Source organism: Streptomyces lunaelactis (genome assembly GCF_003054555.1).
GTDB lineage: Bacteria > Actinomycetota > Actinomycetes > Streptomycetales > Streptomycetaceae > Streptomyces > Streptomyces lunaelactis.
Genome location: NZ_CP026304.1, coordinates 1,881,599 through 1,894,684, shown reverse-complemented (window position 1 = coordinate 1,894,684; position 13,086 = coordinate 1,881,599). Strand labels below are relative to the sequence as shown.

General features: G+C 72.2%; 13 protein-coding genes. 8 read left to right on the top strand and 5 right to left on the bottom strand.

Annotation, left to right across the window (positions count from 1 at the left end; all coding sequences use genetic code 11):
* The first annotated feature begins 203 nt into the window (after window positions 1-203).
* The 5 genes from aroH (at window position 204) to der (ending at window position 4,635) form a co-directional block, all read left to right on the top strand.
* Window positions 204-566 carry a chorismate mutase gene (gene aroH, locus SLUN_RS08425; protein ID WP_108147896.1) on the top strand — a complete coding sequence of 121 codons (363 nt, stop codon included), beginning with the start codon at window positions 204-206 and terminating at the stop codon, window positions 564-566.
* Window positions 563-1,648 (top strand): prephenate dehydrogenase, encoded by a 1,086-nt coding sequence (locus SLUN_RS08420; protein WP_108147895.1) that lies wholly within the window; start codon window positions 563-565, stop codon window positions 1,646-1,648. Before aroH ends, SLUN_RS08420 begins: the two co-directional genes overlap by 4 nt.
* A gap of 106 nt (window positions 1,649-1,754) precedes the next feature.
* Window positions 1,755-2,465, top strand: coding sequence for a (d)CMP kinase (gene cmk / locus SLUN_RS08415; protein WP_108147894.1), 711 nt, complete (start codon window positions 1,755-1,757; stop codon window positions 2,463-2,465).
* 53 nt (window positions 2,466-2,518) lie between these two features.
* Window positions 2,519-3,106, top strand: a complete 588-nt coding sequence (locus SLUN_RS08410; protein ID WP_217505797.1) for a lysophospholipid acyltransferase family protein — start codon at window positions 2,519-2,521, stop codon at window positions 3,104-3,106.
* Between the two features lie 68 nt (window positions 3,107-3,174).
* Window positions 3,175-4,635: a ribosome biogenesis GTPase Der gene (gene der, locus SLUN_RS08405; protein WP_108154600.1), complete on the top strand. Its 1,461-nt coding sequence runs from the start codon at window positions 3,175-3,177 to the stop codon at window positions 4,633-4,635.
* A 105-nt stretch (window positions 4,636-4,740) separates the two neighbouring features.
* On the opposite strand, the gene SLUN_RS08400 is transcribed toward der, so the two are convergent.
* Together SLUN_RS08400 and SLUN_RS08395 are read right to left on the bottom strand one after the other, a co-directional pair.
* Window positions 4,741-5,028, bottom strand: coding sequence for a hypothetical protein (locus SLUN_RS08400; protein ID WP_217502518.1), 288 nt, complete (start codon window positions 5,026-5,028; stop codon window positions 4,741-4,743).
* 225 nt (window positions 5,029-5,253) lie between these two features.
* Entirely contained in the window at window positions 5,254-6,036 is a 783-nt protein-coding gene (locus SLUN_RS08395; protein ID WP_108147891.1) for a DUF8842 C-terminal domain-containing protein, read from the bottom strand.
* 532 nt (window positions 6,037-6,568) lie between these two features.
* Here SLUN_RS08395 and SLUN_RS08390 point away from each other — a divergent pair.
* Window positions 6,569-7,237, top strand: a complete 669-nt coding sequence (locus SLUN_RS08390; protein ID WP_108147890.1) for a LysM peptidoglycan-binding domain-containing protein — start codon at window positions 6,569-6,571, stop codon at window positions 7,235-7,237.
* Window positions 7,238-7,361: 124 nt separating this feature from the next.
* Here SLUN_RS08390 and SLUN_RS08385 read toward each other — a convergent pair whose 3' ends face one another.
* From SLUN_RS08385 to SLUN_RS08375, 3 genes are read right to left on the bottom strand one after another with little or no spacing between them, the layout of a single operon-like run.
* Window positions 7,362-8,045: an ATP-binding cassette domain-containing protein gene (locus tag SLUN_RS08385; protein WP_108147889.1), complete on the bottom strand. Its 684-nt coding sequence runs from the start codon at window positions 8,043-8,045 to the stop codon at window positions 7,362-7,364.
* Window positions 8,042-10,582 carry an ABC transporter permease subunit gene (locus tag SLUN_RS08380; protein WP_108147888.1) on the bottom strand — a complete coding sequence of 847 codons (2,541 nt, stop codon included), beginning with the start codon at window positions 10,580-10,582 and terminating at the stop codon, window positions 8,042-8,044. Before SLUN_RS08380 ends, SLUN_RS08385 begins: the two co-directional genes overlap by 4 nt.
* A 3-nt stretch (window positions 10,583-10,585) precedes the next feature.
* Window positions 10,586-11,005, bottom strand: coding sequence for a hypothetical protein (locus SLUN_RS08375; protein WP_108147887.1), 420 nt, complete (start codon window positions 11,003-11,005; stop codon window positions 10,586-10,588).
* A gap of 94 nt (window positions 11,006-11,099) precedes the next feature.
* Here SLUN_RS08375 and SLUN_RS08370 point away from each other — a divergent pair, with 94 nt between their 5' ends.
* Window positions 11,100-11,630 (top strand): MTB12 C-terminal domain-containing protein, encoded by a 531-nt coding sequence (locus SLUN_RS08370; protein ID WP_108154599.1) that lies wholly within the window; start codon window positions 11,100-11,102, stop codon window positions 11,628-11,630.
* Window positions 11,608-12,903, top strand: a complete 1,296-nt coding sequence (locus tag SLUN_RS08365; RefSeq protein WP_108147886.1) for an ABC transporter substrate-binding protein — start codon at window positions 11,608-11,610, stop codon at window positions 12,901-12,903. Before SLUN_RS08370 ends, SLUN_RS08365 begins: the two co-directional genes overlap by 23 nt.
* The last annotated feature ends 183 nt before the right edge of the window (window positions 12,904-13,086 follow it).

The window sequence follows — 13,086 nt, the reverse complement described above, 5'->3', positions numbered from 1 at the left end:
GGCGATCGGGTCCGATGGGGGCGACATTGACCGTGTTCGGGCGCTCGGGCCGTGTCCCTGCGGAGCCCGGGCCCTCCCGCTACGCGCGTGCCCGCGGCGGCCGCCCGCTCCGGCGCTCTCGTCTCGGAGGGCGGTCGCCGCGGCCGTGTGCCCCGGGGCCTGACTACGCTGAATGGAGCACTCGCACAGGTAAGGAGCACGACGTGGCGGTACGAGCGGTCCGTGGAGCCGTCCAGCTGGAACGGGACGAGGCCGGACACATGGACGAGCAGGTCAGTGAGCTGCTCACCGCCATCCTGGAGCGGAACGGGCTCGGCGCGGACGATCTGATCAGCGTCTGGTTCACGGCGACGCCCGATCTGCGCAGCGACTTCCCGGCGGCGGCCGCGCGCAGGCTCGGCATCGTCGACGTACCGCTGATCTGCGCTCAGGAGCTGGACATCGTGGGCGCGATGCCGCGAGTCGTCCGGATTCTGGCGCACGTGGAGTCCGAGCTGCCCAAGTCAAAGATCGCGCATGTGTACCTCGGTGCCGCGGCTGCCCTGCGCAAGGACATCGCCCAGTGAGAACCGCCGTCGTCATCGGAACCGGCCTGATCGGTACGTCCGCGGCCCTCGCCCTGGCGGGCCGCGGCGTCGCCGTCCACCTCGTCGACCACGATCCGGAGCGGGCCCGTACCGCGGCCGCACTCGGCGCGGGGACGGACGAGCCGCCGGAGGGACGGGTCGACCTGGCGATCGTCGCCGTACCGCCGGCGTACGTCGCGACCGCGCTCGCCGAGGCGATGCGCGCCGGGATCGCGCGCGGCTACCTCGACGTGGCGAGCGTCAAGGGCGGTCCGCGGCGTGAGCTGGAGGCGCTGGGCCTGGACCTGAGCCCGTACATCGGTTCACATCCGATGGCGGGCAAGGAGCGCTCGGGTCCGCTGGCGGGCACGGCCGACCTGTTCGAGGGCCGCCCATGGGTGCTGACGCCCACGCGTGACACCGATACCGAGGTCCTGAACCTGGCCCTGGAACTGATCTCGTTCTGCAGGGCCGTGCCGGTGGTCATGGACGCCGACGCCCACGACCGGGCGGTCGCGCTCGTCTCCCACACCCCGCAGCTGATCTCCTCGATGGTCGCGGCCCGGCTGGAGGAGGCGGACGAGACGGCGGTACGGCTCTGTGGCCAGGGCATCCGTGATGTCACCCGGATCGCGGCGTCCGACCCCCGGATGTGGGTCGAGATCCTCTCCGCGAACCCGGGCCCGGTGGCGGACGTCCTGGCCGGGGTCGCGGCCGACCTGGACGAGACGGTCCAGGCGCTGCGCGCCCTGCAGTCCTCGGACGAGTCCAAGCGCCAGGACGGCGCGGAGGGCATCGAGGACGTCCTGCGGCGCGGCAACGCGGGCCGCACCCGCGTCCCCGGCAAGCACGGCGCGGCGCCGACGACGTACGAGATCGTGGCGGTCCTGATCAGCGACCAGCCGGGCGAACTGGCCCGGATCTTCGCGGACGCGGGCCGGGCGGGCGTGAACATCGAGGACGTCCGCATCGAGCACGCGACGGGCCAGCAGGCGGGCCTGGTCCAGCTGATGGTGGAACCGACGGCGGCGACGGTGCTCAGCGCTTCGCTCCGGGAGCGCGGCTGGTCGCTCCGCCTCTAGGCCCTGGCGGGCCCTGGCGGGAGCGCGGCACGGGACGCGCCGAATCCTCGGTAACCTTGGGCAGGGCCATCCGCACTTCCGCCGGCCCCCTCCACAGACCAGGAAGGTGTCCGACACCGTGGAATCCGTGATCGTCGCCATCGATGGACCCTCCGGCACGGGCAAGTCGAGCACCTCCAAGGCCGTCGCCGCCGCGCTGGGGCTGAGCTATCTGGACACCGGTGCCCAGTACCGGGCGATCACCTGGTGGATGATCAGCAACGGCGTCGACACCCAGGACGCCGCGGCGATCGCGACCGCCGCGGGCAAGCCCGTCATCGTCTCCGGCACCGACCCGGCCGAACCCACCATCACGGTCGACGGCGAGGACACCTCCGCCGCCATCCGTACCCAGGCCGTCACCTCCAAGGTGAGCGCCGTCAGTGCCGTCCCCGAGGTGCGCGCCCTGATCACCGAGCTGCAGCGTTCGATCGCCGCGGCCGCCGAGAAGGGCATCGTCGTCGAGGGGCGCGACATCGGCACCACCGTCCTCCCGGACGCCGATCTGAAGATCTTCCTGACCGCTTCGCCCGAGGCCCGTGCCGCCCGCCGCTCCGGCGAGATCAAGGGCGCCGACGTCGCGGCCACCAGGGAAGCCCTGATCAAGCGGGACGCGGCCGACTCCAGCCGTAAGACCTCGCCGCTCGCCAAGGCGGACGACGCGGTCGAGGTGGACACCACCGCCCTGACCCTGCAGCAGGTCATCGAGTGCGTGGTCAGTCTGGTCGAGGAGAAGCGGAGCGCGACCGATAATGCGGAGAAGCGGGCCGCGCGGTGACCGTACCCTCTGAGAAGGGCGCGGCGGTCGGGCGGAGGATCGGCATCGGGCTCATGTACGGGCTGTGGAAGCCGCGGGTGCTCGGCGCCTGGCGGGTTCCGGCGGCAGGCCCCGTGATCCTCGCCGTGAACCACTCGCACATGATCGACGGGCCGATGCTGATGGGCACCGCGCCCCGTCCCGTGCACTTCCTGATCAAGAAGGAGGCGTTCGTCGGCCTCCTCGACCCGTTCCTGCTGGGAATGGGTCAGGTGAAGGTGGACCGTACGACCGCCGACCGCGCCGCCATCACCAACGCGCTCGGCGTGCTGGAGGCCGGCGGAGTTCTCGGGATCTTCCCCGAGGGCACCAGGGGCGAGGGCGACTTCGCCTCGCTCCGGGCCGGTCTCGCGTACTTCGCGGTACGCAGCGGAGCCCCGATCGTCCCGGCCGCGGTGCTGGGAAGCACCGAGCGCCGCGGACGGTTGATACGGGCCATGCCGCCGCTGCGCAGCAAGGTCGACGTCGTCTTCGGTGACGCCTTCGAGGCGGGCGACGGCAGTGGCCGGCGCACGCGCACGGCGCTGGACGACGCCACCGTACGAATCCAGGAGCGGCTCACCGCCCACCTGGAGAACGCCAAGCGCCTGACCGGGCGCTAGGAGAGACTTGAGTAGTGGGCCGCGGATCGCGGTCCATCGATGATGCAACGAACGAGGTACGAGACTTCATGAACGACCAGATCCACTCCGGCGACGAGCACGGCGAGCTTGGCGACGCCGAGTACGCGGAGTTCATGGAGCTCGCATCGGTAGAGGGCTTCGACGCCGAGGAGATCGAGAACGCGATCGGTGAGGCCGGTCACGGCCCGCTGCCCGTCCTCGCCGTCGTCGGCCGCCCCAATGTCGGCAAGTCGACCCTGGTGAACCGCATCATCGGCCGCCGTGAGGCCGTCGTCGAGGACAAGCCCGGCGTCACCCGCGACCGCGTCACCTACGAGGCCGAGTGGGCCGGCCGCCGCTTCAAGGTCGTCGACACCGGCGGCTGGGAGCAGGACGTGCTGGGCATCGACGCCTCCGTCGCCGCCCAGGCCGAGTACGCGATCGAGGCCGCCGACGCGGTCGTCTTCGTCGTGGACTCCACCGTCGGCGCCACCGACACCGACGAGGCCGTCGTCAAGCTGCTGCGCCGGGCCGGCAAGCCCGTCGTGCTCTGCGCCAACAAGGTCGACGGACCCAGCGGTGAGGCGGACGCCACTGCCCTGTGGTCGCTCGGCCTCGGCCAGCCGCACCCCGTCTCCTCGCTGCACGGCCGCGGTACGGGCGACATGCTCGACGCCGTCCTGGAGGCGCTGCCCGAGGCCCCGGCCCAGACCTTCGGCACAGCCATCGGCGGCCCGCGCCGTATCGCCCTGATCGGCCGCCCGAACGTCGGCAAGTCCTCGCTGCTCAACAAGGTGGCGAACGAGGACCGGGTCGTCGTCAACGAGATCGCCGGCACCACCCGCGACCCCGTCGACGAGCTGATCGAACTCGGCGGTGTCACCTGGAAGTTCATCGACACGGCCGGCATCCGCCGCCGCGTCCACCTCCAGGAGGGCGCGGACTACTACGCCTCGCTGCGTACCGCCGCCGCCGTCGAGAAGGCCGAGGTCGCGGTCATCCTGATCGACGCGAGCGAGTCCATCAGCGTCCAGGACCAGCGGATCATCACGATGGCCGTCGAGGCGGGCCGTGCCATGGTCGTCGCGTTCAACAAGTGGGACACCCTCGACGAGGAGCGCCGCTACTACCTGGAGCGCGAGATCGAGACCGAGCTCGCTCAGATCGCGTGGGCGCCGCGGGTCAATGTCTCCGCCCGTACCGGCCGCCACATGGAGAAGCTCGTCCCGGCGATCGAGACGGCACTCGCGGGCTGGGAGACGCGGATCCCGACCGGCCGGCTGAACGCCTTCCTCGGCGAGATCGTCGCCTCCCACCCGCACCCGATCCGCGGCGGCAAGCAGCCCCGCATCCTCTTCGGTACGCAGGCCGGCATCAAGCCGCCGCGGTTCGTGCTCTTCGCCTCCGGCTTCCTGGAGCACGGCTACCGGCGCTTCGTCGAGCGCCGCCTGCGCGAGGAGTTCGGCTTCGAGGGCACTCCGATCCACATCTCGGTGCGGGTGCGCGAGAAGCGCGGCCGCAAGAAGTGACGTAACGACGAAGGCGTACGACGACGTTCGACGACGGCGCTGCCCCGGACCTGTCACCGGTCCGGGGCAGCGCCGTGTCTGTTGTCCCGGATGTCCCGGGACCGGTCAGAGACCTCTGCGGCGAGCCGGTGGCAGCGCCGCCGGGACGTGGTGGACGCCGCTGTGCGGCCGGCTCACCGGGTACGGCTGCCACCCGGCTCCCGGGTGGCTCGTATGGCCGCCCTCTCCGCCGCGGCTGCTGTGCAGCCCCGTGCCGAAGGCCCTGAAGTCGAGATCCTCTTCCCCGCTCCTGTCGCCCGGCAGCGCGCGGTACGCCCTGAGGTACTCGGAGTACAGCGCGTCGTAGATCGGCGTGGGCGACTGGCCGGCCGGTACGTCGCGCGCGGGGCGCATGGAGGGGATCTGACTCTGGTACGGCTGGAGTGAGGGGTCGTATGAGTGCACGTACCTGCAACGACACCGCCGTCGGACGGATGCGGTCTCGGCGGAGCCGGATTCCTGCGGGCGACGGTACACACCTGCGGGCGCCGGTACGCAGACCTGCGCCGGGAGTACGTCCGTGTACTCCCGGCGTTTGTCACGCGCCCGTCGTATGCCCGGCCTGCGCCCGCTGTCCGCTCAGGTGCCCGCAAGCGGCATGGCCGCGGCCACCAGACGGCCGCGGGCCGCGGCCTTCTCCAGCGCTTCGCGCAGCAGGTCCTCGCGCGGCTGCTGGCCGATGGAGCCGACCGGAGCGGCGAAGACCAGCACCGTGTGCGACTTGTTGGCGGCCGCGCGCCAGCCGTCGGTGACCTGCAGCGGCTGATGCGCCTGCCACCAGGCCACCGGGCCGCCGCCGCCCGTGCCGGGCTGGAGCACCGCGTGCAGCTGGCCCATGGCGACCAGCACGGACCAGCCGGAGAGCTGGCTGGGCCGTTGGTTCACGTCGGAGATCGGCAGGAAGCCCTGCTCGATGAGGAGCGGGAGGAAGTCGTCGCCGCCGTTGCCGGTCGTGCCGGGGCGGGCGATGGGCGCGGTCGGTTCGACGACCAGGGCGGGGTGCAGTTCGCCCTCGATCAGTACGAGGCCGCTGGTGATGCCGAGCACGGCCTGCTCGGGACCGGCGCTGCCGGGGACCTGCGGCTCCTCGCCGGTGATGGACCGTACCGCGCCCTGCAGTTGGTCCTCGGCGACCTGGACGACCTGCGAGGGGATGCAGCTCGCGTGGGCGAAGGCGAGAACGGCGGTCTCCTCGCCGACGAACAGCACGGTGCTGGTCCGTTCCTGCCCGGAGTCGCCCGGAGTGCGGCAGGAGGTGCAGTCGTAGCTGCCCGGGGCGTTCTCGCCGGCGAGCAGCCGGTCGGCTTCTTCGTCGCCGATCTCGGCGCGTACGTCCTCGCTGACGTCGAGCATGCGCGGCACGGGTGGCTCCTCGGGCTTGTACGTGGACTTGATACGGGCGCCGGGCGGTTCCCGGCTCGTAAAGACTCAACGGGTGATCTGTGGCGGGAGTCACGCGCGAAAGGGAACGGAATCGAACCATCCGGCGCAAGCGGTGAGACGGCGGGCGGAACCGGTTACTCCGCGTCAATAGCTGCTGAGTGCACGGAAGTTGAGGTGGTGAACCGAGTCACAGATCGACTCGGCGTCAGGTCGACAAATCATGAAATCAGCGAATCAAGTGGGTGGCCGGACATCGCCGATACCGCAGGTAACGGGCAACTGGCCTGGAATGACAGGGGATTGGTTGGTGTCACCGGGTTCACCTGCCTAGATTCCTTCGACGTGTGCAGAGAGCACCGCCCGGGACCGCCCGCCGGCCGTACAGCCAGTACGGCGCAGCAGCAGCACGGCACGACGACCTCAGGCGGGCGAGGCGGAGCGGACCCGAGGCGCCGGATGCGCCGGAGTCCGCACCGCCCGGAGGGACCCCGGGTCCTTCGAGAGGGATTTGATGTTCACGAGTTCCCGTTCCATACGCAGGCGTGACACGGCAGCGCTCGTAGGTGCCGCACTGGTGGCACCGCTGGCACTGCTCGCCGCGACCACGGGCGAGGCCCGGGCGGCGGACGGAGGGGTATGGGACCGCATCGCAGCGTGCGAGAGCGGCGGAAACTGGCACATCAACACAGGCAACGGCTACTACGGCGGGCTGCAGTTCTCCGCCGGGACCTGGCGGGCCTACGGCGGCGGGGCGTACGCGTCCACCGCCGACAGGGCGAGCAAGGGGCAGCAGATCGCTGTCGCCGCGAAGGTGCAGCGGGCGCAGGGCTGGGGGGCGTGGCCCACGTGCTCGGCGCGGGCCGGGGCGAACGGGAGCGCACCGGCGGCACCCAAGGCCGCAGCACCCAAGGCAAAGGCAAAGGTGAAGGTCACGCCCAAGGCTGCCGCACCCAAGGCCGCCGCACCCAAGGCAAAGGCTCAGGCAAAGGCGCCGGAGCGGGCATCGGGCCACGCCGACCGCGGTAGCACCCGCGGCGACTACACCGTCAAGCGCGGCGACACCCTGAGCGGGATCGCCTCGGCGCACGGCGCGGACTGGCGCGCCCTGTACGCCGCCAACAAGGCCGTCATCGGCGGTGATCCGAACCTCATCGTGCCCGGGCAGCGCCTCGCGCTCTGATCCGCTCGCTGATTCGAGGTGCTCGAGGTGCTCGAGGTGTTCGACCCCAGCCCCGCCCGGTCGTCCGACCGGGCGGGGCTGCCCAGCGTGACCCGATGCCCAGAGTGTCCCAGGAGGTACGGGCTCAGCGTGGGCTCGATGCCGGCTCCTGCGGCGGGGGCAGCTCGGCGGGCTCTCCGCTGAACACGAGGGAGCCGCGACGCAGTTCATGCACGACGACGGGCCTTTGGCCGCTGCGCACGCCGGGCGGCAGGCGCTGTTCCGCGATCACGACGGCCGCGTCGAGTGCGCGCAACAGCTCATAGGTACGGGCCGCGACAGGCGGCGACATGCCCTGCGCGGGCTCGTCGACGAGGACCACGCGGGCGGGCGAGAGCAGCGCACGGGAGACCGCGAGCATCCGCTGCTCGCCGCCGGACAGGGTGCCGGCGCGGCGCCCCAGGAGCGGACCAAGGGCCGGATACCCCTCCAGCGCCGGTCCGAAGTCTCCTTCCGATGCGGCCAGTTCCAGGTTCTCGGCGACGGTGAGGCTGTCGTACACCGCGCGCAGATCCGGTACGAAGCAGAGCCCGCGGCGCGCTCGTTCATCGGCGTGGAGAGCGGTGACGTCGGCGCCGCGCCACACCACCTGCCCGGCGGCGAGCGGCACGGTCCCGGCGAGGGCACGCAGCGCGGTGGTGCGGCCGGAGCCGTTGCGGCCGGTCAGGACGGTCAGGGTGCGGGCGGGGACGGGGAGGCGGATGCCGTGCAGGGCCTCGAGGGGTCCGTACCGTACGCGGGCGCCGCGCAGCTCGATCTCGACGGTCATCGCACGATCCGCCCCGCCTCCATGACATGCACGGTGTGCGCGATGCGCGCGACGAGATCCAGATCGTGCTCGACCACGAGCACGGCCATCCCGTCCGCGGCGAGTGCCTCCAGGATGCGGGCCAGGGCCTCGGCCTCCACGGTGTCGAGCCCGGCCGCGGGCTCGTCGAGCAGCAGCGTGTGCGGCCCCCCGGCGAGCGCGCGCCCCAACTCGACGCGGCGCAGCGTCCCGGTGGCCAGCCCGGCGGCGGGCCGGTGCCGTACGGGCCCGTCCAGCCCCAGCAGCCGCAGCACGGGCCCGACGGCGGCGGGGTCGCGCCGACGGCCCTGCTCGGCGCCGATCCTCACGTTCTCCTCGACGGTCAGCGAGGGGAAGACGGCCAGCTGCTGGAACGTCCTGGCGATCCCGAGCCTGGTGCGTGTGTGGGCGGCACGCCGGGTGATGTCGACCCCGTCGAGCTCGACGCGCCCGGAACGGGGCCGGAGGGTGCCGCAGAGGCAGTGGAAGAGGGTGCTCTTCCCGGCCCCGTTGGCCCCGATGAGTGCGGTGACCTGTCCGGCGGGAAGGACGATGTCAACCCCGTCGAGGGCGGTGTAGTGCCCGTACTGGAGCCGCACGTTGTGGGCGCTGAGGGTGTGTGCGCCGGGTACGGGGCCGGCGGGCCGGTTCCCCCCGGTCCGGCGCCTGCGCGTATCCGGTGAGCGCATCTCCGCCCCCACCCCGCCGCCGGACGGCGTACGAGCCCCCGCCGCCGTCAGCCCCACCCGCCGCAGCACCCACCGTGGGCCGTCCGGGAAGCGGCCGATCAGGATGGCCATCAGGCCGATCAGCGCCGCCGCGACACCGCCCCGGGCGCCCGCGTCCAGGCCCACCAGGAGCGCCGCCGCGGCCAGGGGGCCCAGGAGGTTGTCCGCGCCCAGGACCACGACCGCCGCGAACCAGAGGAGGCCGCGCACCGGGTCGTACGCCGACGGGTCGAAGGCGCGCAGGCCCATACCGAGGAGGCCGCCGCCCAGGGCCGCGAGGGCCGCGCCCGTGACGAAGGCCAGGAGTTTGAGCGCGGGGACCGGGACGCCCGCCGCGGACGCGCCCGGCTCGTGGTCGCGCAGGGCCGCGAGGGCGCGGCCGGTCCGGCCCCGGCGCAGCGCCGACACCGCGAGCAGCGCACCCGCCAGGACCGCCAACTCGACGACGTAGAACGCGCGGTCGGACGAGAGGCCCGCGGGACGCGACAGTGACAGGCCCGCCGTCGCGTACGGCTGCGCGAAGACGAAGCGGCTCACCCCCACCCCCACCGCCAGCGTGGCGAGCGCCAGCGCGAGACCGTGGCGGCGGATCGCCGGCCAGCCCGTCAGCACACCCAGCGGCGCGACCAGCGCCGCCGCGACGACCAGGGCGAGCAGCTCGGGGAGCCGAGGCAGCCCCGGGAAGCGCCCGGCCGCCAGCAGAGCTGTGAAGAGCGCGCCCAGACCCGCGTACGCCGCCTGGCCCAGCGAGATCTGGCCGCCCCGGCCCGTCACCACCACAAGCGACAGCAGGATCACGGCCAGCGCCGGGACCTGGACCGAGGTGTGCAGGTCCGAGCCCGCGAAGCCGAGGGGGAGCAGGAACAGGATCGCGGCGACCAGCCAGACGACGCCGGGGATGCGTACGGCCGGCGCCGCGGGACGCGTGAGAGTGCCCCGCGAGCCCACCCCCGGCAGCACCAGCGCCGCGATCAGCAGCGCCACCACGAAGAGGTTCGCGCTCACCGCCTGCAGCAGCGGCTCGCCCCATCCCGAGGGATGAAGGCGCGTCAGCTGGGCCTGGGCCACGCCGATCGCCAGCGCCGTGCCCACCGCCACCGGCAGGCTCCGCATCCGCGCCACCACCGCGACCGCGATCACCTCCACGACCAGGAGCGGCAGCCCGTACGGATCGAGGCGTACGTACGGCGCGAGCAGCACACCCGTCAGACCGGCCGTGAACGAGCCGAACGCCCAGCCCACCGCCGACACCCGGTCCGCGTCGATCCCGCCCAGCGCCGCGAGCGCGCGGTTGTCGACGACCGCGCGCACCTCCCGGCCGAACCTGGTCCACCGGGTGACCACCGTGACCAGCGCGGCCAGCAGAGCCACAGCGGTCAGCTGCGCCCACGGGTCGTCCGGCAGCAGCTCCGGCGCGTCCGACCGCGCCCCGCTGCCCCACAGCAGCGCCGCACCCCCGACGAGCAGTACGAACACCCCGATCGAGGCGACCAGGGCGCGCGCGGGGTCCACGTCCCTCACCGCGATCGGCCGGAAGACAAGCCGGTCGAGGAGCAGCCCGATCCCCGGGGCCACCAGCAGCAGGGTCACCGCCGCGCCGAGCGGAAGGGGCCAGCCCCACTCCACCACCAACTGCCGCAGCACATAGGCGCACACCATCGCGATCGCGCCCTGCGCCAGGTTGAGGACCCCCGTCGCCCGGTAGGTGACGATCAGCCCGATCCCGGTGAGCGCCGCCGCACTGCCGACCGCCAGCCCCGCGAGGGTGAGGTCGTACGTCAGCGAGCTCACCCGTCAGATCCGGGGCTCGCACACGGGGCACGGGCCGAGCTCCCGGTCACCGACCGGCTCCGCCTCCGGCTTGCCCGCCACCAGCGGGCAGTCGGGCCGGTGCGCCAGCGTCCCGCCGGGCACGCACAGCGGCGGCCCGTCCGAGGACGGCGCGTCCCAGGGCGGCACCTCCTCCGCGGCCGCGTCCCCGGCGGCCGAGGGCTCATCCGGTGCCGGCGGCCCGCCGTGGCGCCCCGCCGCCGCGATCAGCACCGCACCAGCCACCAGCAGGGCCGCCCCCGGCACCGTGCTCGACGCCAGATAGGGGAGCTGCCGCGCGGTGAAGCGCTCGCCGGACACCCCGTACCACCCGATGACGCACAGCACAGCCCCACAGGCCGCGGCCACCAGCCCGCCCCACCACAGCAGTCGGGAAGTCGGCATCGGGGCGCCCTCCGGCTCTGGTGTTGAACGCCGATTCCTTGCACTATGCCCTGAACCGGCACACGCTGGAAGCCGAGAATCGGTGGTGAGCCAGATGGTCCATGTCAGGCACCGGAGAACCGCGGCGTGGGCGGCTGCCGCGGTTTTGATACTTGTCCCGGCCGCAGGATGCTCGGACGACGGCGGCGGCGGCTCCACGCCCTCACCGACCCCGTCCGCGACGGCCCCGACCACACCGGCGACCAGCGCCCCGGCAGCCGACGGCCCCGCCGACCCGGCCGCGGCCAAGCAGCAGATCGAGGCGAACTGGACGACGTTCTTCGACCCCGAGGCGTCGACCGAGGACAAGGTCAAGGTGCTGGAGAACGGCAACCTGCTGCGGCCGCTGCTCGCCGCCTTCGGCGGTGACGAGAACGCCGCGCAGTCCTCCGCCAAGGTCACGGACGTGCAGTTCACCTCGCCCACCGAAGCCACGGTCACCTATGACCTGCTGGTCGGCGGCACCCCAGCGCTGCCCGGGGCCAAGGGCACCTCGGTCCTACAGGACGACACCTGGAAGGTCTCTGTGAAGACCCTGTGCGCCCTGGTCAAGCTCAGCGGCAATGCGGCCGCGCCGGGCTGCTGAAGCGCTGCTGCTCGCGGCCCTGACGACCGGGATCGCCGCCTGTGGCAGCCGGCTGCCGGAGAGCGACTTCGAGGGCGGCCCGTCACCCGTACGCAGCAGCGGCGGTGAACCGATCCGTATCGGCATCATCGCCAGCGCCACCAGCCCGGTCGGTGGTGCCGCCTTCACCGGGCCCGGGGAGGGGGCCAAGGCCTACTTCGACGCGCTCAACGCACAGGGCGGCGTCGACGGCCGCCGTATCGAGGTGGTCACCTGCGACGACGGCGGCAGCGGCGTCGGCAACAACGAATGCGTCCACAAGCTGATCGACGAGAGGAAGGTCTTCGCCCTCGTCGCCACCACCGCACTCGACTACGCGGGCGCACCCCTCGTCGCCAAGGCCGGTGTCCCCGACATCGGCGGCCAGCCGATCGGACCGGCGTACGACACCTATCCGCATCTGTACGGGATCTACGGAAGCCTCGCCCCGCGTGACGGCGGCAAGCCCGGCTGGGACGGCACCCTGTACGGCGGCACCGAGGTCTACCGCTACTTCAAGCGCGACCAGGGCGCCCGTACAGCCGCCGTCGTCTCCTACAACCAGGCCTCCTCCGCCGCGTACGCCCGCCTGATCACCCAGGGACTGAAGGCCGAGGGCTACCGCGTCGTCAACGAACAGGTCGACTTCGCACTGCCGAATTTCCGGGCGGTCGCCGCCGACCTCGGACAACAGGGCGCCGATCTGGTCTTCGACGCCCTGGACACGCACGGCAACGCCCAACTGTGCGAGGCGATGGACGCCGCCGGCGTACGCGTCACCGCCAAGGTCACCAACGTCCAGAACTGGAACTCCTCGGTACCGAAGGACTTCAAGAACGCCCCCACCTGCCGAAACGCCCTGTGGGTGACCGGATCCAGCCGCAACTACGAGGACGCGGGCCACCCCGCCGTACGCGGCTTCCGCGACGCGATGAAGGGCCGCGAACTCTCCCAGTGGCAGCTGGAGGGCTGGGCTGCCGCCATGTGGTTCACCGACGCGGCCAAGTCCTGCGTGCGAGGCGGAGCGGCGGAGCTCACGCGCGCGTGCGTCGAGAGATTCCTGAACCGTCCGGAGCCGTACACCGCCCGCGGGCTGCTGCTCCCCGTCTCGTACGAGAAACTGGCCGAGCCGCCCAAGACCCGGCGCACGTGTCTGTCGGTCGCCCGCTGGCAGGACGGAAAGGGCTGGGTGTCCCAGAGCGGCGAAATGAACGGGAACTGCTTCACCGTGCCCCAACTCCCGTATCAGCCCTAGGGCATCTCGTTTGGATCTTGCCGGGCTCGCGTGCCCTGGCACGCACGCTCGCCGCGTTGTCGTCGGTCGGCATGGCTCCGCCATGCCTCCCTCCTCCGCCTTGCGATCGCACGCACCAGACCTCGCTCACTCATCCGGCCTGATCCAAACGAAAGACCCTAGGAGACCAGTACAGTCCGGTTT

Bases quoted from the DNA above. Each gene is read 5' to 3' on its own strand.
- SLUN_RS08410 (WP_217505797.1), top strand. From the start codon at position 2,519: ATGTACGGGCTGTGGAAGCCGCGGGTGCTCGGCGCCTGGCGGGTTCCG.
- der (WP_108154600.1), top strand. From the start codon at position 3,175: ATGAACGACCAGATCCACTCCGGCGACGAGCACGGCGAGCTTGGCGAC.
- SLUN_RS08400 (WP_217502518.1), bottom strand. From the start codon at position 5,028: ATGCGCCCCGCGCGCGACGTACCGGCCGGCCAGTCGCCCACGCCGATC.
- SLUN_RS08390 (WP_108147890.1), top strand. From the start codon at position 6,569: ATGTTCACGAGTTCCCGTTCCATACGCAGGCGTGACACGGCAGCGCTC.
- SLUN_RS08385 (WP_108147889.1), bottom strand. From the start codon at position 8,045: ATGACCGTCGAGATCGAGCTGCGCGGCGCCCGCGTACGGTACGGACCC.
- SLUN_RS08375 (WP_108147887.1), bottom strand. From the start codon at position 11,005: ATGCCGACTTCCCGACTGCTGTGGTGGGGCGGGCTGGTGGCCGCGGCC.
- SLUN_RS08370 (WP_108154599.1), top strand. From the start codon at position 11,100: ATGGTCCATGTCAGGCACCGGAGAACCGCGGCGTGGGCGGCTGCCGCG.
- SLUN_RS08365 (WP_108147886.1), top strand. From the start codon at position 11,608: ATGCGGCCGCGCCGGGCTGCTGAAGCGCTGCTGCTCGCGGCCCTGACG.